Genomic DNA, 26072 nt, shown 5'->3' with positions numbered 1-26072 from the left:
AATGATCGTAATATAAATGGAAATTTCTATATTAAAAAAATATGAATGATAAAAGATATGAGAAATATTTTTTTTCATATACAAAAGGGAGAATGTCTTTCAATTCGTTTAAAAACATGGTAATAAATGATTATAAATTAGCGAGAATTAGTCGTGAAATGAGTATAATTGGTCGAAAGGAAGTATTGAATGGAAAAGCAAAATTTGGAATATTTGGAGATGGAAAAGAAATTCCACAATTAGCGATGGCAAAAGTTTTTAAAAATGGAGACATCCGTTCTGGATACTACAGAGATCAAACGTTTATGCTTGCGATAGGTGCTTTAACTACTAAAACCTTTTTTTCACAATTATATGCGAATTCTGATATAGAATTGGAACCAACTTCTTCTGGAAGAATGATGACATCTCATTTTGGAACACGATTTTTGAATAAAGATGGAAGTTGGAAATATCTCGTCAAACAAAAACATTCTATTGCTGATATTTCTTCTACGGCCTCTCAAATGCCAAGGTTATTAGGATTAGCTCAAGCATCAAAAATTTATAAAAAATTAAACAACTTAAAAGAAACACACAAAAAATTTTCTCATAATGGAAATGAAGTAGCTTTTGGTACTATTGGAAATGCTAGTGTTTCAGAAGGGTTATTTTGGGAAACATTAAATGCTGCATCAGTTATGCAAATACCTCTTATTATCTCTATTTGGGATGATGAATATGGAATATCTGTTCCTAATAAATATCAGTTTTCAAAAAAAAACATTAGTGATTTATTAACTGGATTTCGTAGAAATCAAAAAGAAAAAGGAATTGAAATTATAAGAGTTAATGGATCGGATTACATGAAATTAATCAGTGCTTATGTAAATGCAGAACAAATAGCACGTTATGAATACGTTCCAGTGATTATTCATGTTACAAATTTAACACAACCTCAAGGACATTCCACTTCTTCTTCACATGAACGTTATAAGTCAAAAGAACGATTAGAATGGGAAAGAAAAAATGATGGATTAAAAATATTTAGAGAATGGATTTTGAATTTTCATTTAAAAAATGATGGAAGAATTAAAAATATCGCGAATCTTCATCTTTTAGAGAAATTGGAATTAGAAGCAAAGAATTATGTTATACAAGAACAAAAAAAAGCTTGGAAAGATTTCAAAAAACCAATTAATCAAATAAAAGAAGAAGTCTTACATATCTTAAAAAGAATACAAAATAATTGTTATGAACAAAAATGGATTCCAAAATTTATAGATAAAAATATAAAGAAGTTAAATCATTCTATTTCCATTCCAAACAAACGTTCCATATTTTGTATTGTAAGAAAAATTTTATATTTATTAGAGAATAATTATGAAAAAAAAAATTTAATAAAATGGACAAAAAAAAGATATCAAGAAGAACAAAATAATTACTCTTCACATTTGTATAGTACCTCCAAAAATTCCTATAAAGAAAAAATAGAAGTTTTTCCTTTATACAATAAAAAAAATGTTCAAGTGGATGGTAGGATCGTGTTAAGAGAAAATTTTGATAAACTTTTGGAGTTACATCATGATTTACTCATCTTTGGAGAAGATGTTGGAAAAATGGGAGATGTCAACCAAGGATTAGAAGGGTTACAAAAAAAATACGGAAAAATTAGAATTTTTGATACAGGAATTCGTGAATCTACTCTGATTGGTCAAGGAATTGGATTAGCCATGCGTGGTCTTCGTCCAATTGTTGAAATACAATACATCGATTATCTTCTTTACGCATTGCAAATTATGAGTGATGATCTTGCTTGTTTGCAATATAGAACAAAAGGTGGACAAAAATCTCCCGTTATTGTTAGAACAAGAGGGCACCGTTTAGAAGGAATTTGGCATTCAGGATCTCCTATGGGTGGGATTATAAATTATTTAAGAGGAATTTTGGTTCTCGTTCCAAGAAATATGGTAAAAGCTTCAGGTTTTTATAATATGTTGTTATCATCAGATGATCCTGCTTTAGTAGTAGAGTGTTTGAATGGATATAGGATTAAAGAAAGATTACCTGATAATTTAGGTTATTTTAAAACTCCTATTGGAATTGTTGAAACTACTCGAAAAGGAAAAGACATTACTATGGTAACTTATGGATCTACTTGGAGAGTAGTTCACAATGCGGCCGAAGAATTAGAACGAATTAATATAGATGTTGAAATCATTGATGTACAATCATTGATTCCTTTTGATTTACAAAAAGATATTGTAAAAAGTTTACAAAAAACTCACAGGTTATTAGTGATAGATGAAGATGTTCCAGGTGGTGCTTCTGCATATATTTTGCAAAATATTTTAGAAAAACAAAAGGGATATTATTATTTAGATTGTCCTCCTATAACAATAACAGCCAAAGAACACCGGACTCCTTATGGATCAGATGGAGATTATTTTTCTAAACCTTCCGTTGAAAATGTTGTGGAAACAACTATAGATATGATAAAAAAAGATTAAGTATTATTACATATGAAAATAGAAAGAACCTTACATTCAAAAATTAAAGAAATGGATTTTAAGAATATTTCTTTTGGAAATCATTATTCGGATCACATGTTTTTTTCTGAATTTAAAGATGGAGAGTGGAAAAATTCTATAATTAAACCTTTTTCAAAAATTTTGTTTTCTCCGGGATCTCTTGTTTTTCATTATGGACAAGCAGTTTTTGAAGGAATGAAAGCATATCGAGATAAAAAAGGAGAGATTTTTTTGTTTCGTCCAGAAGAGAATTTTAAAAGATTTAATCAATCTGCTCAACGTTTAGAAATGCCATCCATACCAAAAAATATTTTTATGAATGGATTGAAAAAATTAATTGACATAGATCGTGATTGGGTGCCTAATGATTATGGCCATTCTTTATATATTCGTCCATTTATGATTGCTACAAGTGGGATTTTATCTGCAAAACCTTCAAAAAATTACATGTTCCTTATTATTTCTACTCCTGTAGGATCTTATTATTTAAATTCATTAAAAATAAAAATAGAAGAACAATATAGTCGATCCTCTCCAGGAGGTGTTGGATTTACTAAAGCTTCTGGAAATTATGCTGCATCCTTTTATCCAACTAGGTTAGCTAATGAACAAGGATTTGATCAATTGTTATGGACAGATTCTTCTACTCATACAAAAATAGAAGAAGCAGGAACTATGAATGTATTTTTTTTTATGAAAGATAAACTTATTACTCCTAAAGCTAATGATAGTATATTAAGAGGAATTACATGTAATAGTATTTTGTCTTTATCAAAAAAAGAAGGATTATGTGTTGAACAAAGAGATATCAATATCTCTGAAATTATAGAAGGATTACGAAATGGAGAATTACAAGAAGCTTTTGGATGTGGTACGGCAGTAGTGATAAGTTCATTTAAAATGATTAGTTATCAAAATAATATTTTTCATTTTCCTAAGATTTCTAATCACAAAAGATTATCTTTTCGTTTAAAAAAGAAATTACTAGATATTCAACATAATTTATCAGAAGATCCTTTTGGATGGAGAGTCAAAATAAGAAGATATTTTTAAAATAATTTTAAAACGTTTATTCATATGAATGATAATTTTCAATCAGTGGAAAAAACGGTAAAAGAATCAATTATCCACATATATAATACTATTCCATGTCCCAAACTATATTTTCAGTATACTAAAAAAACATATAAAGGAGATATAACTTTAGTATTATTTCCTTTATCTAAACAATTACATCGACCTATAAAAGAAATAGGAGAAAATATAGGATTATACGTAATGGAAAAATTCAAGAAAAATGTTTTTTATTCTATTGTTGGAGGGTTTTTGAATTTTATCTATCAAAATGACTATTATCTTTTTCTTTTAAAGAAAATGATTCATCCACGTTTTTATCAGATTACTATAGATAAAACAAAAAACATCATGATAGAATATTCGTCTCCAAATGCAAATAAACCTCTTCATTTAGGACATTTAAGAAATATATTAATTGGTTCTTCTATTGCAAATATTCTTAAATTTGTTGGAAATCATATTATTCAAATTCAAATGATTAACGATCGAGGTATTCATATTTGCAAATCTATGATTGCTTGGAAAAAATTCGGTCATGGAAAAAATCCTACAAATAATAAAATGAAAGGAGATCATTTTGTAGGAAAATATTACAATCTATTTAATCAAATTCATCAACAAGAAGTTGAAGAATTAATACAAAAAAAACAAGAAAATCAAAGATTAGATACTTCAATTTTGAAAGAAGCAAGGATTTTATTAAAAAAATGGGAAGAAAAAGAGGTTGAAACTAGAAATCTTTGGAAAAAAATGAATAGATGGGTTTATGATGGATTTTCAGAAACTTATAAAAAGTTAGGAGTATACTTCGATAAAACTGAATATGAAAGTAATATTTATAAAATAGGGAAAAAAATTGTTCAAAAGGGACTGAATCAAGGATTGTTCTTTAAAAAAGAAGATGGATCAATTTGGATCGATTTAGAAAAAGAAGGATTTGATAAAAAACTATTATTGCGATCGGATCAAACTTCTGTATACATGACTCAAGATTTAGGTACGGCTATAGAACGTTTTCAAAAATATAATATTCATAAATTAATTTATGTTGTTGGAAATGAACAAAACTATCATTTTCAAGTTCTTTTTAAAATTTTAAAATGTTTAGGATTTCCATGGGTTCATAAATTATATCATCTTTCATATGATATGGTAACTTTACCTGGTGGAAAAATGAAATCAAGAGAAGGTAATGTAGTCACCGCAGATAGTCTTATAAAGAAAATGCATGAAATTGCAAAAAAAAGATTTTTAACAAGATCTAAAAAAACAGAATATGAAGAATCTTACAACATTATAGGATTAGGTGCATTGAAATACCACTTTTTAAAGGTAGATCCTAAAAAGGAAATTATTTTTCATCCAGAAAAATCTATAGATCTTAAAGGTAAAACTTCAACATATATTCAATATACTTATTCTCGTATTCGTTCGTTAGAAAAAAGATTTTATAATATATGTAAAATTATAAATGTTTTTTGTCATAAAGTTCTTTTCAGTGAATATGATAAAAAAGTGATTAAAATTCTTCAGCAATATCCTTCGATTTTAAAAAAATCATCGAAGGATTTAAATCCTTCTTTATTAGCAAATTATGTTTATGATGTATCTAAGATATTTAACAACTTATATCAAAATAAACGATTAATAAATTCTGTTAATACTTTATACAGTAATGTGTATATGCATATCCTCCATATCATAGGAAATATATTAAAATATGGAATGAATTTATTAGGAATAAATATGATTGACCAAATGTAAAATTAGAAAAAATAAGAGTTATGTTTGAAAGTTTACAAGAAAAAATTAATAAAGCAATTCATGTTTTAAAAGGACATAGTAAAATAACAGAAATTAATCTTGCATCTTCTATCAAAGAAATAGGACAAGCACTTATAGATGCAGATGTTAATTATCAAATTGTTAAAGATTTTATTAAAAAAATCAAAAAAAAATCTTTAGGAAAAAAAGTATTGACTTCGTTAAATCCAGAACAAATTATTATAAAAATAGTTTACGATGAATTAGTGACTCTTATGGGAGGAAAATCTAAAGTTGGGATTCATATTTCTTCTAATCCTTTTATTATTTTGATTTGTGGATTACAAGGAAGTGGAAAAACGTCTTTTTCATCGAAACTTTCTTTTTTTTTCAAAAAAAGAGGACACCATCCAATGGTAGTAGCTGCGGATATTTATCGTCCTGCTGCAATAGATCAGTTAAATCTCCTTTTAAAAAAGGTAAATATTCCTGTTTTTTCTTATGAAAGTAAGAATGTTCTAGATATTATTGATAGATCAATGAATTACGCATTGGAAAAAAAAAGAAATATTATCATTATTGATACAGCTGGAAGATTGGGAATTGATGAAAAAATGATGAAAGAAATTAAATTGATTAAACAACATGCAAATCCAAATGAAATTCTTTTTGTTGTTGATGCTATGACAGGACAAGATGCTATTAATTCTGCACAATCATTTTATAAAATATTAAAATATAATGGGATTGTGATGACAAAATTAGATGGTGATACTCGTGGAGGAGCAGCCATTACGATATCCAGTGTTATTAGAAAACCTATCAAATTTATTAGTAATGGAGAAAAAATAGAAGATATAGAAATTTTTTATCCAAATAGAATTGCAAACCGAATTTTAGGTAGAGGAGATATTGTTTCTCTGGTAGAAAAAGTTCAAGAACAATTTGATGAAAAAAAAGCAAAAAAGATATACCATAAAATTTCTAAAAACCGTTTTAATTTTAACGATTTGTTAAATCAAATAAAAAAATTAAAAAAAATGGGAAATATTAAAAACATTATTTCTATGATTCCTGGTATTCAGAATTCTAATTTTTTTCAAAAAAACAATCATATTTTTGATCATCATTCTTTCAAAAAAATAGAATCTATGATTTATTCTATGACTCCTTATGAAAGAAGACATCCTAAAATTGTTTCTAATATTGATAGAAAAAAAAGAATTGCAATGGGATCTGGCGTATCCTTATTTGATGTTAATCTTTGTTTAAAACAATTTAATAATATCAGTCAAATAATGAAAAAAATACATGAAAATTCAGGAAAAGAAATGGTAAAACAGTTTTTTTATGATATGATGAATAAAAAAAACGAATTGTGATTAAATCCTTCATAATTTTCTTTTATTGAAAATATTTTTAATTTTGTTCATTAAATACTTATTAAAAATATCAAAAATTTCCGTTTTTTTTGGAATTTTAAGTAAAAGAAGATGATGAAAGGTTTTTTAAATAGAGAACGATTTTTAAAAATCGTTAAAAATAAACATTTATGGGATGTTGTTGTTATTGGAGGTGGAGCGACGGGATTAGGTATTGCTTTAGATTCTTCTTCAAGAGGATATAAAACCATTCTTTTAGAACAATCAGATTTTTCTAAATCAACTTCGAGCCGAAGTACTAAATTAGTTCACGGAGGCATAAGATATTTAGCTCAAGGAAATATCAAATTAGTATGGGAAGCATTAAAAGAGCGCGGATATCTTCTCAAGAATGCTCCTCATTTAGTGAAAAAAAAGAAGTTTATCATCCCCATTTTTGATTGGAAAATGGGGATCTTTTATTGGATAGGGTTAAAAATTTATGAATGGTTATCTGGATCGTTAAGTTTTGGAAAATCCAGATTTTTGTCAAAAAATGAAATTGTTAAAAATATACCTGAAATTCAATGTAATCAATTGAAAGGTGGTATTTTATATTATGACGGACAATTTGACGATGCTCGTATGGCAATTAATTTGGCACAAACTTGTGTAAAACAAGGAGGAATTTTACTTAATTATTTCAAGGTTAAGAACCTTATTAAAAAAAAAAATAAAATATTAGGAGTGATTGCATCCGATATAGAAACCAAAAAAGAATATAAAATTTGTGCAAAAATTGTTATAAATGCAACTGGTATTTTTTCGGATTCCATTTTAAAAATGGATAATACTTCCAAAAATCATTCATTTATCAAACCTAGTCAGGGGACCCATATAGTGTTGAGTAAATCTTTTTTTAGCAGTCAGGATGCAATTGTAATCCCAAAAACTTCAGATGGTAGAGTTTTATTCTGTATTCCTTGGTATGAACATGTTTTAGTAGGTACGACAGATACATTTTTAGATAAATGTGTTTTAGATCCTATTCCCCTAGAAAAAGAAATTAATTTTATCCTAAAAACTTTTAAACAATATTTTCTTATTCGTCCTAATAAAAATGATATATTAAGTGCTTTTTCTGGATTACGTCCTCTATTTGTTTCGAGTGATCATGATATGAAAAATAAAACGAAAGATATTTCTCGAACTCATAAACTAATGGTGAATGATTCTGGATTGATAAGTATCATCGGTGGAAAATGGACAACGTATCGAAAAATGGCTGAAGATACTATTGATAAAGCAATTGAAATAGGAGGATTAAATAAAAAACCTTCTTTAACCAAAAATCTAAAAATTTATGGATCTCATTCTTTTTCGAAAAAGAGAGAAAAAATAAGTGATTATTGGGAAAAATATGGAGAAGATGCAAAGAAAATTAAAAAACTCATTCAACAACATTCTTTTTTAGGACAATCGTTATTCTTAAATCATAATCATGACCATAAATCTTTCCATTCCTTTTATGATGATGATTGCTACACTGAAGCAGAAGTAATATGGATGGTTCGTAACGAAATGGCTAGAACTGTGGAAGATGTTTTAGCAAGAAGGTTTCGTCTTTTATTTTTAAATGCGAAAAAAGCAATTGATATTGCTCCTAAAGTAGCATCAATCATGGCAAAAGAAATGGATCGAGATGAAACATGGGAAAAATTACAAGTATCTAATTTTGTCAAATTAGCTATGCAATATTTTTATCCATAAAAAAAATTGCAATAAACAGTTATTTGATATGAAAAAATACATGTTATCCTTAGATCAAGGAACTACTAGTTCGAGGGCCATTATTTTTGATAAAATTGGAAATATTATTTCTATAGCTCAAAGAGAATTTACACAAATATATCCTCATCCTGGATGGGTGGAACATAATGCAGAAGAAATATGGTCTACACAAGCTTCAGTGGCTTTGGAAGCAATATTAAAAGCCAATTTAGAAGGAGAAAATATCGAATCGATAGGAATTACAAATCAAAGAGAGACCACCGTTGTATGGGATAAAAAAACAGGAGAACCCATTTTTAATGCAATTGTATGGCAAGATAGGAGAACATCTAAATATTGTGATCAGATTAAGAAAGAAGGATTGACGAAAATGATTCGTGAAAAAACCGGTCTTATTATAGATCCTTATTTTTCTGCAACAAAAATTAAATGGATATTAGATCATGTCCCAGATGCTAGAAAAAAAGCGAATTTAGGAAATTTAGCTTTTGGAACGATTGATTCTTGGTTAATATGGAATTTAACAGGAAAAAAGATTCATGTCACAGATGTTACTAATGCTTCAAGAACCATGCTTTTTAATATTCATACTCTTCATTGGGATTATGAATTAATTGATTTATTTGGTATTCCAATAACAATGCTTCCGGTTGTTAAATCCTCTAGTGAAGTTTTTGGATATACCACAGGACATATTCTTTCTCATAAAATTCCTATATCAGGAATTGCTGGAGATCAACAAGCTTCTTTATTTGGACAGATGTGTACTAAAATAGGAATGGTGAAAAATACTTATGGAACAGGATGTTTTATGTTAATGAATGTTGGAAATAAACCAGTTTTTTCTAAAAATAATCTAATTACCACTGTGGCATGGAAAATAAAAAATAAAGTACAATATGCTTTAGAAGGGAGTGTTTTTATTGCTGGAGCTGTAGTGCAATGGCTAAGAGATGGACTAGGATTACTATTATCTTCTAATGAAGCCGAAAAATTAGCGTCTTCAGTAGAAGATACGGAAGGATTATATTTGGTACCCGCTTTTTCTGGATTAGGAGCACCATATTGGGATCAAAAAGCTAGAGGTGTTATTGTAGGAATTACAAGAGGAACTTCTTCTGCTCATGTAATACGTGCAGCTTTGGAAAGCATTGCTTTTCAAAATATGGATGTTCTTAAAGCGATGGAAGCAGATTCTGGTATTTCTATTAAAGAACTTCGTGTAGATGGAGGAGCAACTGTAAACAAGTTATTAATGCAATTTCAATCGGATATTTTAAAGGTCAAAGTGGTGAAATCAAGAATATCTGAATTAACAGCTGCTGGAGCTGCTTATTTAGCTGGATTAGCCGTTAACTATTGGAGTAGTTTAGAAGATATTCAAGATAAATGGCAAATGGAAAAAATTTTTGTACCAAAAGAAATGTTTTGTCGAAGAGATAGAATCAAAGGATGGAAAAAAGCAGTTAAAACAACTCGTTCTTGGTCGAAAGAATAGTGATATTTGTAATGAATATTGAATATATTTATTTAATATTGTGTAATATTATACAATAAATAATATGACAAATATATTATCGGAACTAATAGGGACCATGGTTTTAGTTACTTTAGGAAATGGCGTTGTTGCGAATGTAATGTTATCGAAAACAAAAGGGTATAGCAAAAATGAAAAATGGCTAACTATTACCATAGGTTGGGCACTTGCTGTGTTTATGGCAATGATTATCTCTTCTCCTTATAGTGGAGGACATTTAAATCCATGTGTTACTATCGGGTTTGCAATGATTGGAAAACTAAGTTGGAGTTTAGTTCCTTTTTACATAGTTTCTCAATTTATTGGAGCTATGTTAGGATCATCATTAGTGTGGATTTTATATAAAGATTATTTTTTAGAAACTAATAACGAAAGAGATAAATTATCAGTATTTGTAACCACTCCTGCTATAAGAAATTTTTGTTCTAATTTTTTCAGTGAATTTCTATCTACTTTTTTATTTATATTCATTTCTTTTTTTTTGAATAAAGAAGGGTCAATTTTTATATTCGGAAAAAAATATTTATTGGGATTAGGAGCCATGGGTGCGATTCCTTCTTCTTTAGTTGTTTTAGGAATTGTTTTATCTTTAGGTGGAACAACTGGAGCTGCATTAAATCCTGCTAGAGATTTAGGTTCAAGAATTATTCATTATCTACTCCCTATTCCAGGAAAAGGAGATAGTGATTGGAGTTATGCTTTAGTACCAGTTTTAGGCCCACTTTTTGGAAGTATCGTAGCATCAGCCTTATATTTATTTTTAAAGTATGAATGAAAACGCTTTTTTTGTAAAAAAAAAGGAAAACATAGATCATAGAAAAATAGGAAAAAAGTTAAAGCTTTTCTTATTCTCTGATAAGGTAGGAGTTGGACTACCATTGTGGTTACCTAAAGGAACAATATTAAAAAATGCTTTAAAGAATTTTTTAATCGATATACAAAAAAAAAATGGATATCAAATGGTTATGACTCCCCATATTGGAAATAAAGAATTGTATATCCAAAGTGGACATTGGGATCAGTATGGTCAAGATAGTTTTCGACCTATTCAAACACCTAATAAAAACGAAGAATTTCTTTTAAAACCAATGAATTGTCCTCATCATTGTGAGATATTTCGATCTCAATCATGGTCATATCGTGATCTTCCTCAACGTTTTGCTGAATTTGGTACAGTATATAGATATGAACAAAGTGGAGAAATACATGGATTAACTCGTGTTCGATCTTTTACTCAAGATGATGCTCACATTTTTTGTACAAATCAACAACTTTTAGAAGAAGTTCAAAAAGTTATTAAGTTAGTTATTTATGTTTTTAAATGTTTAGGTTTTTTAGAATATAAAGTGAGAATTTCATTGAGAGATCCTAAAAAAAACAAATGTTATATAGGATCAAAAGAAAATTGGAAAAAAGCAGAAGGAATATTATTAAATTCAGTTGAAAAATCGAAAATTAATGCCACTGTTAATTATGGAGAAGCATCCTTTTATGGTCCTAAAATAGATTTTATGATAAAAGATTCTTTGGGAAGAAATTGGCAACTTGGGACCATTCAAATTGATTATAATATGCCTGAACGTTTTAATTTATTTTATAAAGGAAAAGATAATAATAAATATCATCCTGTTATGATCCATAGAGCTCCTTTTGGATCTTTGGAACGTATAATTGGAATTATTATAGAACATACAAGTGGAAATTTTCCATTGTGGATGGCACCTATTCAAGCTATTCTACTTCCTATAGGGGATAAGTATATATCATATGCAGAAAAAATTTTAACTTTAATGTTAAACCATGATATTCGTGCGGTTATTGATAAAAGAAATGAGAAAATCAATAAAAAGATTAGAGATTCTGAGGAAAATAAAATTCCCTATATGTTTATTTTAGGAAAAAAAGAAAAAGAAAAAGAAATGATTTCATTACGTTCTCACGGAGTTGGAAATATGGGAATGTTTTCTATATATCATGGCATTAAAAATATTTTAAATAACATAAAATTTTAAAACATTACATTATTATAAAAAAAAGATTTTCAAAAGGACATAGAAGAAGAAGACCTCCTCGTCCGGTTATAAAGAAAAAAGAATCATATAGAATTAATGAAAATATTAATTCTCGAACCATCCGTTTGGTTGGAGATCCTTCAGTAAAAAATGGGATCTATTCTACAAAAGAAATTATTCATATTGCTTCTGAACGAGGGTTAGATTTAGTTGAAATTAACCCTAAATTAAATCCTCCAGTATGCAAAATATTAGACTATAAAAAGTTTTTATATGAACAGAAAAAAAGAAAAAAGCAATTTAAAGCTAAACAAATTAAGATAAATACTAAAGAAATTCGATTTGGTCCACAAATTGGTGATCATGATGGAAGGGTAAAAATAAAAAGTGCAGAAAAATTTTTAATGCGTGGAGATAAAGTTAAAGTATTCGTTTTCTTTAAAGGAAGATCTATTGTTTATAAAGAGCAAGGAAAAATAAAATTATTAAAATTTGCAGAAGAAATTGAAGAATATGGAAAAGTGGAACAAATGCCAGTGATGGAAGGAAAAAGGATGTATATGATTTTATCTCCAAAAAAAATGTAATAATATGCCAAAAAGAAAAACTAAATCAGGTGCAAAAAAAAGATTTAAAAAAACATATAATGGAAGTATAAAAAGAAAACATGCATTTAAAAATCATTTACTTACAAAGAAATCAAAAAAAAGAAAAAGAAATCTTTCAAAATTTAATGTTATAAGTAAATCAGATATGAAGAATATTAAAAAACAAATATAAAGTTATGCCAAGATCTACAAATTCAGTTTCTTCAAGAAAAAAGAGAAAAAAAATAATAAAGTTAGCAAAGGGTTTTTATGGATCAAGAAAAAAGATTTATACCGTTGCAAAAAATGCAGTAGAAAAATCGTTTTTATATGCTTTTTCAGGAAGAAAGAATAAGAAAAGAAATTTACGATCTCTTTGGATTCAAAGGATCAATGCAGGAACGAGAACATATGGAAAGTCTTATTCTGATTTTATAAAAAAACTATCATATCATAATGTAAAAATAAATAGAAAACTTTTATCTGATATTTCTATGAATGAACCTAAAGTATTTAAAAATATTATAGATTTTGTTTATTCATGATAATTCGTTGATAGAATTCAATTCAAGGAGCTTGTTTATTTTTATGATTTATGATTAAAATAATCAATAAAAAGTTTTCCTTCTAAATGGTCATATTCATGTAATATAATTCTTGCACGCATTCCTGATATATTTTCTTTTCGTTTTTCCCATTTTTGATTATAATATTCAATTAATACTTGAGATTTTCTTTTTATATTTCCCATAATTCCTGGAATACTTAAACATCCTTCATTAAAAAGGGTTTCTTTACCATGAATTCGTAGTATTTTTGCATTAATAAAAACTTTTTGATAATGAATTGTTTTATTATTCTTATTTAACAACGAAGTATTAACAATAAAAATACGTATTGATTTACCGATTTGAGGTGCAGATAATCCGATACCGTTTACTTTTTTCACGGTTTCAAACATATCTTGAATCAATTGTTTTAATTCTTTTTTTGGAAACATGCGATGATCTATATCGATACATTTTTTCCTTAAAATGGGATCTCCATAAAGAATAATTGGTAAAACCATGGATTTAAAGGATTTCTTGTTTTTTAAGATAAGATTGTAAAATAATAGTAGCACTAATTGTATGTAATATTTTTTTTTCTTTTCTTTGTTTTTTTTTAAAACCTAATTCTATCATAGAATAAAAAGCCATTTTTGAAGTAAAACGTTCGTCTATTCTTTCTATATCAATGTTTGGAAATTTTGTATGAAAAATATGAATAAATTTTATAATTTTCTTTTCTAAATTTATTTCTTTTTTATTATTCCATTTTCTAGGACATCCAATCACAATTTTTTCTATATTTTCGGTACACAAAAAAGGATCTAAAAAAATGAATAATTTTTCAGTATATAACGAAATTAACCCAAAAGAAAAAATTTTTTGTTCATCCGTTATAGATAATCCTGTCATGACAGTTCCATAATCAATTCCTAATATTTTTCCCATAAACAAATATAAAATATTTGATTGTTATCTTATTTTATTTTCCTACTTTTGTTTTATATAAATTTTGTTAAAGGTGAATCAATTAGAATCGAGAATAGAAGAAGCTTGGAGGGAAAAAGATACATGGTATACTAATAAATATACAAAAGATTTAGTAAATCAGGTCCTTTATTATCTTGAAAAAGGTGAAATTAGAGTATGTAATTTTGTGCATGAAACATGGAAGGTAAATGAGTGGGTAAAAAGAGCCATTATTATGTATTTTTCTATTCAAAAAATGAACAAAATAGAATTAGGACCTTTAGAATTTTATGATAAAATTCCTATAAAAAATCAATATAAAGAAAAAGGAATTCGCGTTGTTCCTCATGCGATAGCTCGTTATGGTTCGTATATTTCTCCTGGTGTAATCCTTATGCCGTCTTATGTAAATATCGGTGCATATATAGGAAAAGAGACGATGGTAGATACATGGGCAACAATTGGTAGTTGTGCACAAATTGGAAATCGTGTTCATATTAGTGGAGGAGTAGGAATAGGTGGCGTATTGGAACCAGTACAAGATCATCCTGTAATTATAGAAGATGATGTATTTATTGGATCTAGATGTATTTTAGTAGAAGGTGTACTCATTCAAAAAGGAGCAGTGTTAGGAGCAAATGTAGTTCTCACAGCATCAATAAAAATTTTTGATATAACAGATAACAGTGGTCCTATTGAAATAAAAGGAGTAATTCCAAAATATTCAGTTGTTATTCCAGGATCTTATCCTAAAAAATATCCTGCTGGAATATATTATATTCCATGTGCTATGATTATTGGAAAAAGAAAAGAAAGTACAGATAAAAAAACTTCATTAAATGACGCTTTAAGAACTCATAATATATCGGTATAATGTCTTTTTATAAAAAAGAAGTAAATAAAAGTATTTATTTTTTAAAAATAGGAAAGATTTTATTATATCCTACAGATACTATTTGGGGAATAGGTTGTGATGCATTTAATGAAAAATCAGTGCAAAAAATATATACAATTAAGAATAGAGATCCAAACAAATCAATGATTCTTTTAGTTGAAAGTATAGATCGTTTATGTGGTTTAGTAGGAGAAATTTCGGATTTTACCAGAAACATGATTTCGTACAATCATATTCGATATAAAAAAAAACCGATAACAATAATATATGAAATCAAAAAAAATATAAAATACAATTTCTTAATTCGAAATCATTCATTAGCTATACGTTTAACTCATGATCCTTTTTGTAAACTACTTATTAAAAATCTTAATCGTCCAATTATTTCTACCTCTGCTAATTTGTCTGGAAGTACTTCTCCACAATCATTTAACGATATTAATCCATGTATTTTAAATAAAATAGATTATGCTGTAAATCTGAAAAGAAAAGAGAAATCTTTGTATAATCATTCCATGATCATGAAAATCCAGTCGAATCAAATAAAAATATTACGTATGTAGAAATAAAATGAATTTATCATCTTTTCTACATAAAGAAAAAATATTTAAAATCGTAAATATTTGCTCAAAAAAAATTAAACAAAATAGTTATGTAGTCGGAGGATACGTAAGAGATATATTGTTAGGAAAATTGATAACGGAAGATATTGATATTATTACTATCGGAGAAGGAAGAAAATTAGCGATTGCTGTTGCAAATGCAATTTATCAATATAACAAATATTATCCTAAGATTATTGAATTTCAACATTATGGAACTGCTATGTTAAAATATCACGATAAAAAAATAGAATTTGTTGGTTCTAGAAAAGAATTATATACTTCTGTCAGTAGAAATCCAATAATAATGTTTGGATCATTAAAAGATGATCAAAAAAGAAGAGATTTTACAGTGAATTCTTTAGCAATCAGTTTGAATGATCAAAATTATGGAGATCTCATCGATCCATTCGATGGTTTATCAGATTTACAAAAAGGAATTTTAAGAACCCCATTAAATTCAGATATTACATATTCTGATGATCCATTGAGAATGATGAGAGCAATAAGATTTGCAACACAATTACATTTTTGTATTGAAAAAAAATCTTTCGATGCTATTAAAAATAATAAAAAAAGAATTTCCATTGTTTCTTCAGAAAGGATTATTGATGAATTCAATAAAATTTTGTTATCCGATCAACCTTCAATTGGTTTGTTTTTATTATATAAATCCGGACTGTTATCATTATTATTACCAGAATTAGTTTTACTCAAGGGAATAGATGAAAAAAATCAATTGAAACATAAAGATAATTTTTATCATACTTTACAAGTAATAGATAATATAAGTAAGGAACATTCTCCATCCCTTTGGCTTAGGTGGTCCGCATTACTTCATGATATCGGAAAACCTTTTTGTAAAAGTTTTTTTCCAGAATTAGGATGGACATTTCATTCTCATGAATTTATAGGAAGTAAAATGATTGAAAATATTTTTCAACGATTAAAACTTCCAAAAGGGAAAATTATGAATTATATAAAAAAAATGGTATTGAATAGTTATCGTACGAGATCTTTAATAGGAGATCAAATACAAGATTCTTCAATACGTCGATTATTATTCGATATGGGAAGTGATCTAGAAGATTTAATCAAATTAAGTATTGCAGATATTACAACTATTCATTTGGATAAAATGATCTATTATAAAAAAAATATTTTTTCTTTAATGGATCGAATGAAACATATAGAACTTAAAGATCGTGTAATGAACTGGAAATCTCCTATATCAGGATACGATATCATGAACACTTTTCATATTAAGCCATGCAAAGAAATAGGAATTATTAAAAATTACATTAAAGAAGCTATATTAGAAGGAAGAATATCCAATAGTTTTCATGAGGCTTATTTTCTTATGTTAAAAGAAGGAAAAAAATTAGGATTTACAAAAAAAATATAAATACATGATTAATCTTCATGAAATAAGTAAAAAAAAAATAATTTTATTACCCCATAATAATCCAGATGGAGATGCATTAGGTTCATCTTTAGCACTTTTTTTTTATTTTAAAAAATTAAGGAATAAAGTATCTATTATATCTCCTACAACATATTCAAAATCTTTTCAATGGATTCCAGGAGTCAAAGAAATTATCATATTTTCCGAAACAAAAAAAAATTCGATTCAAAAAAAAATTAATGAATCAGATTATATTTTTCTTATTGATTGCAATAATGTATCCCGTATCGGGGAATTAAAAGAATCCTTTTTTTCCTCAAAAGCAAAAAAAGGATTAATTGACCACCATCCATTTCCTATGAATTGTGATTTTATGTTTTATGATACAACAGTACCATCGACAAGTATGATGGTTTTTCGATTCATATCATATATGAATAATTTGGAAAAATTAGATAAAGATATTGCAACATGTTTATACATTGGTTTAATGACGGATACTGGTTATTTTCGTTATCCTTCTGTTACCTCAGAAAGTCATTTTATTGCAGGAAAACTTATTGAAAAAGGAATCAATATCCCTTTGATTTATAATCATTTGCAAGAAAAGTATAATGAAAACAAATTAAGATTATTATCTATTGCCTTAAAAAGAATCAAAATTATACCAAACCATCGAACTGCTTATACATTCATTAATGCCTTAGATCTTCAACGTTATCCATACAAAAAGGGGGATACAGATGGAATAACTAATTATGGATTAGGAATAAAAAATATTGTATTTTCAGCTTTTTTTTTTGAGGAAAGGGAAACATTTCCTATCAAGATTTCTTTTCGTTCAAAAGGTGATTTCGATGTTAATTTATTTTCTAGAAAATATTTCGGAGGTGGAGGACATAAAAATGCTGCAGGAGGTATATTAAATAAAAGTTTATATGAATCTATTGAATACTTCTTAAGTATTATAAATAATTACAAATAAATTATATTTTCCACTTAATACTACATCCATAACCTTCTTTTACCATCGTTGAATTCAACCCTTTTCCATATACAATATTTTTTAATATATTTCTTATGTCGTTTCCCGTTACAGGAATTTGATTTTTTGGTCTAGAATCATCTAATTGTCCTTGATAACATAAATTTCCATGATGATTAAAAATAAAGAATTCAGGAGTATATTGAGCCCCATAGTATTTTGCAACTTTTTGTTTCTTGTCAAAAAAATAAGGAAATGGATATCCAAGTTTCAAAGAAATATTTTTCATATTTTCAGGAGAATCTTCTGGATATTGTTCCACATCATTTGAATTAATAGCGATAAATGAAATTTCCTTTTTTGAAAAATCATTGTATAATTTGATTAATTCTTTGTTTATATGTTTCACATAAGGACAATGATTGCAAATAAACATAATCACATTAGCTTTTTTCGAAAAAAAATCTTTCAACGATTTTTCTTTCCATGAAGTAACTTCCAATAAGTGAAAATTCTTAATTTTTTTTATCCTGTTTTTTATCATAATCCGTAAATTCTTTTTTATAAAGAAATGATTTTTTTCGTTCTTCTTCTGCTAATTCTTCATCGATTAATATTCTTCCACTATGTTCATCGATTAATATTTTTTTTCTCTGTATCAGTTCAGAATATTTTTGAGGTGTAATAGCTAAATAGGAACCTAATGGAGCACCTCTTTGTACGGGTGCAATTGCAATTCCATTTTTAACTCCTTTTCTAATTTTTTTGTAAATATCAAATATCTTTTTTTCTAATTTATTAGATAATGAAAGATATCTTTCTAATAATATTTTCTCTTCTTTTTTATTTTTTTCTGTAGTTTTCTCTAGTTCTTTTTTTCTATGAATAAAGTGTTGTTTTTTGTTTTCTAATGTTTTTTCCCCTTCTTCAAAAAGAAGATTTTTGTTTCGTATTTTTGCATCAAATTCCTTAATTTTTTTTTTAGATAATTGTATTTCCAAATTTTGATAATCGATTTCTTTGTTAATAGTATATAATTCTCTATTACTAGTTATGCTATATTTTTGTTTTTTATATTTATGAATTAATAGTTCTGATTGATGAATGTTTTTATCCTGTTTATTCCTTTTTTCCTTTATAGATAAAATACACGAATGAATCTTTGATAAATGTTCTTTTGTTTTTTCGATTTCTTTTTCTAAGATCTTAATTTCCATTGGAACATGAAGATAAAAACTCCGTATTTCATCGATACGAGAATCAATTAATTGAATATTATATAAAACTCTCAATTTTTCTGTTACAGTAATATTTTTTTTGTTTATATCAATTTTCATATTAATAATAATATTCCACTGGATTAGTATTGATTTCTGATTTAAAAACAAAAATAGAATCAAAATTTTTTTCTAAAAAAGATTTTATCAAATTTTTGTTAAAATTCTCAGATTCATAGTGTCCTATATCTAAAATAACGAGATCTTTTTCAGATTTAAAAAAATCATGATATTTAAAATCAGAAGAGATAAATGCATCAGATTGTTCTTTAATAGCAGATTCAATTCCAAATCGTCCAGATCCAGGAATCATCGATACTCTTTTTATTTTTTTTTTATTATTCCGATTGGAATATTTTATACAAGATAAATTCATATTTTTTTTAATATATGAAAGAAAATCATGAAGATTCATTTCATCAATAAGATTACCAACCATTCCGATTCCTATATGAGGATTAGTATTATTGATATCGTAAATTTCGTAAGCAACTTCTTCATAAGGATGGGTTTGAAAAAGTGCTTCTTTTACCAATTTTAACTTATGATTAGGAACAAGAACAGATATACATATTTCTTTTTCTAGATGAAAAACTTCTTTTTTACCAAAAAAAGGACGAGTATATTCATTCCCCATATAACTTCCCAATCCTTCTACATTATAACTGCAATGACTATAATTAGAAATATTTCCTGCTCCTTTCAGAAATAAAGCATTTCTTACTTTTTCTGCATAATTAACAGGAACGTAAGTATTTAATTTTTTCATTGTTCCTTTTCTAGGAATTAATACTTTTTCTTTATTTATTTTCAATAAATTATATACAAAAGATCCCGTACCTTCCCATACAGCATCTAAATTGGTGTGGATAACATAAATGGATATATCATGTTTGATCGCATAAATGATCACTCTTTCAGAAAACGTGTTTCCATTTATTTTTTTTATCGGATGAAAAATAACAGGATGGAAAACGATTATCAAATCGCACTTTTTATTAATGGATTCGATCATAACCTCTTCGGTTAAATCTAATGTTATTAGAATATTTTGAATTTTCTTGAATAGATCTCCCACAATTAATCCTACGTTATCATACGGTTCACTATAATCTAACGGAGCTAAATCTTCCAATTTATCCGAAATATCTTTTACCATAATTTCCATAGGAAAAAAATCAATATTATCCAACAAATTTATTAAAATTAAACTGATTTTTATATATTAAATAAAAAATAAAAATAATGATATTGCATAATAGAAAACCCAAATGGATAAAAGTAAAACTACCAAGGGGAAAAAAATACAATGAATTAAAAAACCTTATTTCTTTAAAAAATTTAAATACAATCTGTCAAAGTGCTAGTTGTCCAAATATAGGAGAATGTTGGACAAATGGGGTCGCGACGTTTATGATATTAGGAAATATTTGTACAAGATCTTGTAAATTCTGTGGAGTGAAAACTGGAAAACCAGGAAAATTAGATTGGGAAGAGCCAAAAAAAATAGCAAACTCTATAAAAATATTAAAAATTAAACATGTTGTATTAACTTCCGTGAATAGAGATGATTTAAAAGATATGGGATCATTAATGTGGGTAGAAACAATAAGAAAAATAAGAAAGGATAATCCATGGATTACGGTCGAAGCTTTAATTCCTGATTTTAAAGGAAATGAAACCATAATTAATCGTATTATTGATATACATCCAGAAGTGATTTCTCATAATATAGAAACAGTGCATCGATTAACAAAAAAAATACGTGTACAAGCCAAATATGATAGAAGCCTAAAAATATTACAATATATAAAGGAAAAAAATAAAAATATTCGTACGAAAACAGGAATAATGTTAGGATTAGGAGAACATAAAAAAGAAATTATTGAAACCATGAAAGATATTAAACAATCTAATGTTGATATATTGACTATAGGACAATATTTACAACCTTCTATTCATCATTATCCTGTAAAAAAATTTATTATTCCTGAACAATTTAAAGAATACAAGTTCATTGGAATGAAAATGGGATTTAAATATGTAGAAAGTGGTCCATTAGTTAGGTCCTCTTATCATGCCGAAAAACATGTCAAATAAAATAAATTTTAAAATTCTTTTCCAAAAGAATATTGATGTTTTTTATTATTCCAAAGGTTTTTTTTGTTCAAAAAATTTTTGATATAATGGGAAATAGATGGTTTATTTTCTAATTTTGAAAATAAAATAAGTTGTTCAATAGGACGAGTGGTCGCAACATACAACAAATTAATATTATCTAATATAATGTCTAAAATATAATCATTATATATATGTTTTATTTTTTCATGATTTCGTATATTTTTATGGAAATTACTTTTCATCTCGATATATACATATTCCAATCCTTGATAGAATATAGGATCAACATGAATCCATTTTCCTTCCTTTTTTTTTGAAAAAATATTCCAATCTGTAAATGGAATTATCACAATAGGGAACTGAAGTCCTTTAGATTTATGGATGGTCATCACATTAATCATATTTTTTTTATTTTTACTGGAAAAGACAATGTTTTCTTTATCTTTTATAGAATCCCAATGATATAAAAAATCTGCAATTGAATTTGCCATATTTTTTTGTTCATTTCTATAAACAACGTCTAAAAAAGAATAGAGACAAGAAGCGTTATTTAAATGAAATAAATTAAATGATTCTATAATAATTTCTGAAATTTGATAGATGGATTTGTTATATATTTTCTCTAGTGTAATAGAATTTTTGGATAAAATTTTATCCAAAAATAAATTCAATGGAAGAAAAATGCATGTTTCAATGAAGTTATGAAGATTTTTTTTTCTAATAAAAAATTTATTTTTCAATAATAAAGAAATCAAAGAAAAACGTTTTTCATAAGAAAAAGGATGAGAAAGGATCTCAAAAACATTAATAATAATCTGAATTTCAATATGGTTTTTGATTAATACCGTTCCAGGATCATGAACGAGAAATTCATCTTCCATGAGTCTTTCGCATAAAAAATTACATTCTTCATTAGTTCTTACCAATAAAGCAATATCTGATAAACTATATTGATTATGTAATAAAAATTTATTTATTTTATTTATAATTTTATGATATATGTATTCTTGATAATTTTCCTTTTTCAAAAACATCTTGTGGAAGAAATTTATTTCAACATATCCTCCTATTTTTTTAGATATGTTTTGACCAACGTTTTCATATATTTTTTTATATGGAGTATTTTGAAAAACTTCCGAGAAATATTGATAAAAAGTGTTGTTAAATTGAACAATTTCCTTAAAACTTCTAAAATTCGTTGATAGTCGAACTATATCTTTTTTATAAAATTTGCTCTTTGAATCCATGAGATGGATAAATTGTTTTACACTTCCTCCTCTCCATCGATAGATAGATTGTTTTGCGTCTCCTACTATAATAGATGATCCATTTTCTGATAAAGAGTTCTCTAATAAAATTTTTATATTTTCCCATTGTAAATAAGAAATATCTTGAAATTCATCTATAAAATAATATTGATATTTCATTCCAAAAGTTTCATAAATTTTTGGAATGAAATGAGTAATTTTTTCATAAAGAATTTGATTTAATTCTGAATGAAGGAGAATGTTTCTTTCTTTTTTTAAAAAAGAACATTCTTTTTTTATTTCATGAATCATAGAAAAGATCCATAAATGTCTTTTACAAACTTTATCAATGAGATAACATTGAATATGTTTTTGATAGAACTTTTTTGTTTTTTCATATAAAGAAATAATTTTTTCTTTCTGTTGAAACCCACCGTTTTTTTTATTATTTAAATATTTTTTAGAAAAAATTACCCCATTCTTCATATTCTTTTCAAGACGTTTTGTAAATGGATTCACCAGTAATTTTTTCATTTTCATATTATCAAATAATCTAGGTAAATCTGAATAAATGAATGAATTTTCATTAATGGATTGTTCTCTTATAAAATTATAAAATAGTATTCCTTGCAATTCACACTTTTTTTCAAAAAATCGAATTCTTTTCGTTAAAATATCTTTTAATGTAATGAAATTTGTGAAAGAAAAATTCTCTATTTTCTTTATAAAGAAATATTGATTTTCATCCATTAATAAAAAGATCATTTGTTGAAGATCTTTTATTATATTCCATGATTGTCCTCTTTGAAATTTTTCAAGAGAGAATTGGATTAAAATTTTTGACCATTTTTCTGATATTTTCAATTTTTGTAAAATATTTTTTACTACTTGTTGGATAAAGTGATGGGTATTCATTTCTAATGAACATTTTTTACGAGAAAGAAACGTACGAACAATTCGATAAGTGAACTTATCCAAAGTACTTATATTGTTAGAAAAAGAAGAAAAATCATGAAAAATTTCATTCAATATTTTTTTAGAATGATAAAATAATTTTTCTTTCGTTAAAACGTATTCTTTATTGAGATTTATCAGGTATTGAAACATAGGATAAGAAGATTTCTGTATCTTTCCTACAGAGAAATCATGAAGACAATTTAAAATACGTGTTTTCATATCTTCGGAAGATTTTCTCGTAAATGTTAAAACGAGAATTTTCTTAAATTCATAAGGATCTTTACTATTAAATAACACATAAAGATAATTTATGATTAAAAAAGAAGTTTTTCCAGAACCTGCCGAAGCGGGATAGATTTTCAACGTTCCTGGTTCTAACATATTTATTAAATATTAAAAAATAATAATTTTTTATAAGAAAATTTCTTGATAAAAAAATTAAAATCATTAATTTGCAAATCAATCCAAAAATCAAATTTTTTTATTTGTTTAAAAAAATTCAACAAAACATGTATAGAAAATTCCCATTTGGAGTAGCAACTGGAAGTCTTGTAAAAGAAATATTCGAATATGCAAAAGAAAAGAAATTTGCTATCCCTGCAGTTAATGTGATTGGGAGCAATTCCGTTAATGCAGTCATGGAAACGGCTTCAGAAGTCAATGCTCCTGTAATTATACAATTATCCTATGGAGGTGCAATGTTCAATGCAGGAAAAGGGTTAAAAAATCATTCACAAGAATCCGCAATAAAAGGAGCTATTGCATGTGCAAAACATGTACATGAATTATCTACTTTATACAGAACGACAGTACTTCTTCATACTGATCATTGTTCCAAATCCATGTTGCCATGGATCGACGGATTAATTTATGCGAACGAGTGTTACTTTAAACATTTTCGAAAAACGTTATTTAGCTCACACATGCTAGACCTCTCTCAAGAACCCTTAGAAGAAAATATGAAAATATGTGAAAAATATTTTGATAAAATGAATAAAAATCAAATGATGATTGAAATAGAATTAGGGGTTACTGGAGGAGAAGAAGATGGAGTAGATCATTCCAATGTAGAAAATAATAAACTTTATACTCAACCAAAAGACGTATCATACGCTTATGAAAATCTTTTAAAAATAAGCAATAATTTTATTATTGCTGCAGCATTTGGAAATGTTCATGGAGTTTATAAACCAGGAAATGTAATGTTACGTCCTGAAATTTTAAAAAATACTCAGGAATATATAAGAAAGAAATTCAACACAAAAGAAAAACCAGTTTCTTTTGTATTTCATGGAGGATCTGGATCTTCTGAAAAAGATATAAAAGAATCTATTGAATATGGGGTGGTAAAAATGAATGTAGACACTGATTTACAATATGCTTTTACTTGTGGAGTAAGAAAATATATGAACGATAAAGAAAAATATATAGCACAACAAATAGGAAATCCAAAAGGAAAATATCTTCCTAATAAACCATATTACGATCCCAGAGTTTGGTTAAGAGAAGGAGAAAAATCTTTTAGGAACCTTTTAAAAAAATATTTTGTATTAATGAATAATATCAATACTTTATAAAAAATATTTTATGTCTTGGTTTTTAAGAAGGAAAAAAAAAATATCCACTTCTGTAGAGGATCGAAAAAATTTACCAAAAGGATTATGGTATCGCACTCCAAGTGGAAAGATTGTTGATACGGATCAGTTAAGAAAAAATTTTTATGTAAGTCCAGAAGATGGATACCATGTACGAATTCATAGTAAAGAGTATTTTGATATCCTTTTTGATAATGGAAAATTTATGGAAATACATGTAAAAATGAAAAGTAAAGATCCGATTCATTGGAAAGACAATAAAACGTATAAAGAAAGAATTAATGAATCCATAAAAAAAACGAAATTATATGATGCGATTAGAACAGGAATTGGAAAAATGAGAAAAAGAATGGTTGTTATTTCTTGCATGGATTTTTCTTTCATAGGGGGTTCAATGGGCTCTGTTGTAGGAGAAAAAATATCGAGATCCATAACTTGTTGTATAGAAAAAAAACTTCCTTACATTTTGATTTCGAAATCTGGAGGTGCAAGAATTATGGAATCTTCTTTTTCTTTAATGCAAATGGCAAAAACAGTGGCTAGATTAACACAATTACGTCATACAAAAATTCCTTATATTTCTGTTCTTACAGATCCAACAACAGGAGGTGTTACCGCATCATATGCATTGCTTGGAGATATTAATATTGCGGAACCTGGTGCTCTTATTGGATTTGCCGGACCAAGAGTGATTCGAGAAACAATAGGGAAACATATCCCGGAAGGATTTCAAACATCTGAATTTCTTATGGATCATGGATTTATAGATTTAATTTCTCCAAGAAATAAGTTAAAAGAAAATATATGTAATTTGATTTCTATGATGATTTAA

At 26.7% G+C, this 26072-nt stretch carries 24 protein-coding genes; 18 read left to right on the top strand and 6 right to left on the bottom strand.

The annotated features are described in order from the left end of the window. Positions 1-41 precede the first annotated feature (41 nt). From H0H42_RS00815 to rplT, 11 genes are all read left to right on the top strand, one after another. Complete coding sequence (locus tag H0H42_RS00815) at positions 42-2489, top strand: alpha-ketoacid dehydrogenase subunit alpha/beta (protein ID WP_185868642.1); 2448 nt, start codon at positions 42-44, stop codon at positions 2487-2489. Between the two features lie 12 nt (positions 2490-2501). Next, entirely contained in the window at positions 2502-3563 is a 1062-nt protein-coding gene (locus H0H42_RS00810) for a branched-chain amino acid aminotransferase (RefSeq protein WP_185868641.1), read from the top strand. 24 nt (positions 3564-3587) lie between these two features. Continuing rightward, entirely contained in the window at positions 3588-5351 is a 1764-nt protein-coding gene (argS, locus tag H0H42_RS00805; protein WP_185868640.1) for an arginine--tRNA ligase, read from the top strand. A gap of 20 nt (positions 5352-5371) precedes the next feature. Further along, on the top strand, positions 5372-6733 hold the full coding sequence (gene ffh / locus H0H42_RS00800) for a signal recognition particle protein (protein WP_185868639.1): 1362 nt from the start codon (positions 5372-5374) through the stop codon (positions 6731-6733). 111 nt (positions 6734-6844) lie between these two features. Next, on the top strand, positions 6845-8482 hold the full coding sequence (locus H0H42_RS00795) for a glycerol-3-phosphate dehydrogenase/oxidase (RefSeq protein ID WP_185868638.1): 1638 nt from the start codon (positions 6845-6847) through the stop codon (positions 8480-8482). Positions 8483-8510: 28 nt separating this feature from the next. Continuing rightward, positions 8511-10001, top strand: a complete 1491-nt coding sequence (gene glpK / locus H0H42_RS00790) for a glycerol kinase GlpK (RefSeq protein ID WP_185868637.1) — start codon at positions 8511-8513, stop codon at positions 9999-10001. Positions 10002-10065: 64 nt separating this feature from the next. Further along, a complete protein-coding gene (locus H0H42_RS00785; protein WP_185868636.1) occupies positions 10066-10815 on the top strand; it encodes an MIP/aquaporin family protein in 750 nt (249 codons plus the stop codon). Then, complete coding sequence (thrS, locus tag H0H42_RS00780) at positions 10808-12052, top strand: threonine--tRNA ligase (protein ID WP_185868635.1); 1245 nt, start codon at positions 10808-10810, stop codon at positions 12050-12052. The genes H0H42_RS00785 and thrS overlap by 8 nt, the downstream gene beginning before the upstream one ends. Before the next feature lie 125 nt (positions 12053-12177). Continuing rightward, positions 12178-12639, top strand: a complete 462-nt coding sequence (gene infC / locus H0H42_RS00775) for a translation initiation factor IF-3 (RefSeq protein WP_394798839.1) — start codon at positions 12178-12180, stop codon at positions 12637-12639. A gap of 4 nt (positions 12640-12643) precedes the next feature. Then, the gene (gene rpmI, locus H0H42_RS00770; protein WP_185868634.1) at positions 12644-12832 is read left to right on the top strand and encodes a 50S ribosomal protein L35; all 189 of its coding nucleotides are present in this window, start codon (positions 12644-12646) and stop codon (positions 12830-12832) included. Between the two features lie 4 nt (positions 12833-12836). Then, entirely contained in the window at positions 12837-13184 is a 348-nt protein-coding gene (rplT, locus tag H0H42_RS00765; protein WP_185868633.1) for a 50S ribosomal protein L20, read from the top strand. A gap of 41 nt (positions 13185-13225) precedes the next feature. Here the strand turns inward: rplT and def are convergent, their stop codons facing one another. Continuing rightward, positions 13226-13708, bottom strand: a complete 483-nt coding sequence (gene def / locus H0H42_RS00760) for a peptide deformylase (protein WP_185868632.1) — start codon at positions 13706-13708, stop codon at positions 13226-13228. 4 nt (positions 13709-13712) lie between these two features. After that, the gene (locus tag H0H42_RS00755; RefSeq protein ID WP_185868631.1) at positions 13713-14135 is read right to left on the bottom strand and encodes a RuvX/YqgF family protein; all 423 of its coding nucleotides are present in this window, start codon (positions 14133-14135) and stop codon (positions 13713-13715) included. A gap of 73 nt (positions 14136-14208) precedes the next feature. Between H0H42_RS00755 and H0H42_RS00750 the strand changes: the two genes are divergently transcribed. From H0H42_RS00750 to H0H42_RS00735, 4 genes are read left to right on the top strand one after another with little or no spacing between them, the layout of a single operon-like run. After that, positions 14209-15030 carry a 2,3,4,5-tetrahydropyridine-2,6-dicarboxylate N-succinyltransferase gene (locus H0H42_RS00750; RefSeq protein WP_185868630.1) on the top strand — a complete coding sequence of 274 codons (822 nt, stop codon included), beginning with the start codon at positions 14209-14211 and terminating at the stop codon, positions 15028-15030. Next, positions 15030-15614 (top strand): L-threonylcarbamoyladenylate synthase, encoded by a 585-nt coding sequence (locus H0H42_RS00745; protein WP_185868629.1) that lies wholly within the window; start codon positions 15030-15032, stop codon positions 15612-15614. The genes H0H42_RS00750 and H0H42_RS00745 overlap by 1 nt, the downstream gene beginning before the upstream one ends. 7 nt (positions 15615-15621) lie before the next feature. After that, positions 15622-17058, top strand: a complete 1437-nt coding sequence (locus H0H42_RS00740) for a CCA tRNA nucleotidyltransferase (protein WP_185868628.1) — start codon at positions 15622-15624, stop codon at positions 17056-17058. 4 nt (positions 17059-17062) lie between these two features. Further along, a complete protein-coding gene (locus tag H0H42_RS00735) occupies positions 17063-18043 on the top strand; it encodes a DHH family phosphoesterase (protein WP_185868627.1) in 981 nt (326 codons plus the stop codon). Position 18044: 1 nt separating this feature from the next. On the opposite strand, the gene H0H42_RS00730 is transcribed toward H0H42_RS00735, so the two are convergent. The 3 genes from H0H42_RS00730 to H0H42_RS00720 are packed head-to-tail and all read right to left on the bottom strand — an operon-like array spanning position 18045 to position 20515. Next, a complete protein-coding gene (locus tag H0H42_RS00730) occupies positions 18045-18587 on the bottom strand; it encodes a thioredoxin family protein (RefSeq protein WP_185868626.1) in 543 nt (180 codons plus the stop codon). Next, the gene (locus H0H42_RS00725; protein WP_185868625.1) at positions 18559-19380 is read right to left on the bottom strand and encodes a zinc ribbon domain-containing protein; all 822 of its coding nucleotides are present in this window, start codon (positions 19378-19380) and stop codon (positions 18559-18561) included. The genes H0H42_RS00730 and H0H42_RS00725 overlap by 29 nt, the downstream gene beginning before the upstream one ends. Position 19381: 1 nt before the next feature. Continuing rightward, positions 19382-20515 (bottom strand): Nif3-like dinuclear metal center hexameric protein, encoded by a 1134-nt coding sequence (locus H0H42_RS00720; RefSeq protein WP_223843699.1) that lies wholly within the window; start codon positions 20513-20515, stop codon positions 19382-19384. A 50-nt stretch (positions 20516-20565) separates the two neighbouring features. On the opposite strand from H0H42_RS00720, the gene lipA reads away from it, so the two are divergent. Beyond that, complete coding sequence (lipA, locus tag H0H42_RS00715) at positions 20566-21420, top strand: lipoyl synthase (protein ID WP_185868624.1); 855 nt, start codon at positions 20566-20568, stop codon at positions 21418-21420. Positions 21421-21428: 8 nt separating this feature from the next. Here the strand turns inward: lipA and H0H42_RS00710 are convergent, their stop codons facing one another. After that, positions 21429-24026, bottom strand: coding sequence for a UvrD-helicase domain-containing protein (locus tag H0H42_RS00710; protein ID WP_185868623.1), 2598 nt, complete (start codon positions 24024-24026; stop codon positions 21429-21431). A gap of 128 nt (positions 24027-24154) precedes the next feature. On the opposite strand from H0H42_RS00710, the gene fbaA reads away from it, so the two are divergent. Together fbaA and accD are read left to right on the top strand one after the other, a co-directional pair. Continuing rightward, positions 24155-25222 (top strand): class II fructose-bisphosphate aldolase, encoded by a 1068-nt coding sequence (gene fbaA / locus H0H42_RS00705; protein ID WP_185868622.1) that lies wholly within the window; start codon positions 24155-24157, stop codon positions 25220-25222. A 10-nt stretch (positions 25223-25232) separates the two neighbouring features. Beyond that, entirely contained in the window at positions 25233-26072 is an 840-nt protein-coding gene (gene accD / locus H0H42_RS00700) for an acetyl-CoA carboxylase, carboxyltransferase subunit beta (protein WP_185868621.1), read from the top strand.

Source organism: Blattabacterium cuenoti, assembly GCF_014252275.1.
In the GTDB taxonomy this organism is placed as follows: Bacteria; Bacteroidota; Bacteroidia; order Flavobacteriales; family Blattabacteriaceae; genus Blattabacterium; species Blattabacterium cuenoti_O.
Note: the sequence above shows the minus strand (reverse complement) of the source record. Positions and strands in the feature narration are given on the sequence as shown.

Bases quoted from the DNA above. Each gene is read 5' to 3' on its own strand.
- H0H42_RS00815 (WP_185868642.1), top strand. From the start codon at position 42: ATGAATGATAAAAGATATGAGAAATATTTTTTTTCATATACAAAAGGG.
- H0H42_RS00810 (WP_185868641.1), top strand. From the start codon at position 2,502: ATGAAAATAGAAAGAACCTTACATTCAAAAATTAAAGAAATGGATTTT.
- argS (WP_185868640.1), top strand. From the start codon at position 3,588: ATGAATGATAATTTTCAATCAGTGGAAAAAACGGTAAAAGAATCAATT.
- ffh (WP_185868639.1), top strand. From the start codon at position 5,372: ATGTTTGAAAGTTTACAAGAAAAAATTAATAAAGCAATTCATGTTTTA.
- H0H42_RS00795 (WP_185868638.1), top strand. From the start codon at position 6,845: ATGATGAAAGGTTTTTTAAATAGAGAACGATTTTTAAAAATCGTTAAA.
- glpK (WP_185868637.1), top strand. From the start codon at position 8,511: ATGAAAAAATACATGTTATCCTTAGATCAAGGAACTACTAGTTCGAGG.
- H0H42_RS00785 (WP_185868636.1), top strand. From the start codon at position 10,066: ATGACAAATATATTATCGGAACTAATAGGGACCATGGTTTTAGTTACT.
- thrS (WP_185868635.1), top strand. From the start codon at position 10,808: ATGAATGAAAACGCTTTTTTTGTAAAAAAAAAGGAAAACATAGATCAT.
- rpmI (WP_185868634.1), top strand. From the start codon at position 12,644: ATGCCAAAAAGAAAAACTAAATCAGGTGCAAAAAAAAGATTTAAAAAA.
- rplT (WP_185868633.1), top strand. From the start codon at position 12,837: ATGCCAAGATCTACAAATTCAGTTTCTTCAAGAAAAAAGAGAAAAAAA.
- def (WP_185868632.1), bottom strand. From the start codon at position 13,708: ATGGTTTTACCAATTATTCTTTATGGAGATCCCATTTTAAGGAAAAAA.
- H0H42_RS00755 (WP_185868631.1), bottom strand. From the start codon at position 14,135: ATGGGAAAAATATTAGGAATTGATTATGGAACTGTCATGACAGGATTA.
- H0H42_RS00745 (WP_185868629.1), top strand. From the start codon at position 15,030: ATGTCTTTTTATAAAAAAGAAGTAAATAAAAGTATTTATTTTTTAAAA.
- H0H42_RS00740 (WP_185868628.1), top strand. From the start codon at position 15,622: ATGAATTTATCATCTTTTCTACATAAAGAAAAAATATTTAAAATCGTA.
- H0H42_RS00735 (WP_185868627.1), top strand. From the start codon at position 17,063: ATGATTAATCTTCATGAAATAAGTAAAAAAAAAATAATTTTATTACCC.
- H0H42_RS00730 (WP_185868626.1), bottom strand. From the start codon at position 18,587: ATGATAAAAAACAGGATAAAAAAAATTAAGAATTTTCACTTATTGGAA.
- H0H42_RS00725 (WP_185868625.1), bottom strand. From the start codon at position 19,380: ATGAAAATTGATATAAACAAAAAAAATATTACTGTAACAGAAAAATTG.
- lipA (WP_185868624.1), top strand. From the start codon at position 20,566: ATGATATTGCATAATAGAAAACCCAAATGGATAAAAGTAAAACTACCA.
- H0H42_RS00710 (WP_185868623.1), bottom strand. From the start codon at position 24,026: ATGTTAGAACCAGGAACGTTGAAAATCTATCCCGCTTCGGCAGGTTCT.
- fbaA (WP_185868622.1), top strand. From the start codon at position 24,155: ATGTATAGAAAATTCCCATTTGGAGTAGCAACTGGAAGTCTTGTAAAA.
- accD (WP_185868621.1), top strand. From the start codon at position 25,233: ATGTCTTGGTTTTTAAGAAGGAAAAAAAAAATATCCACTTCTGTAGAG.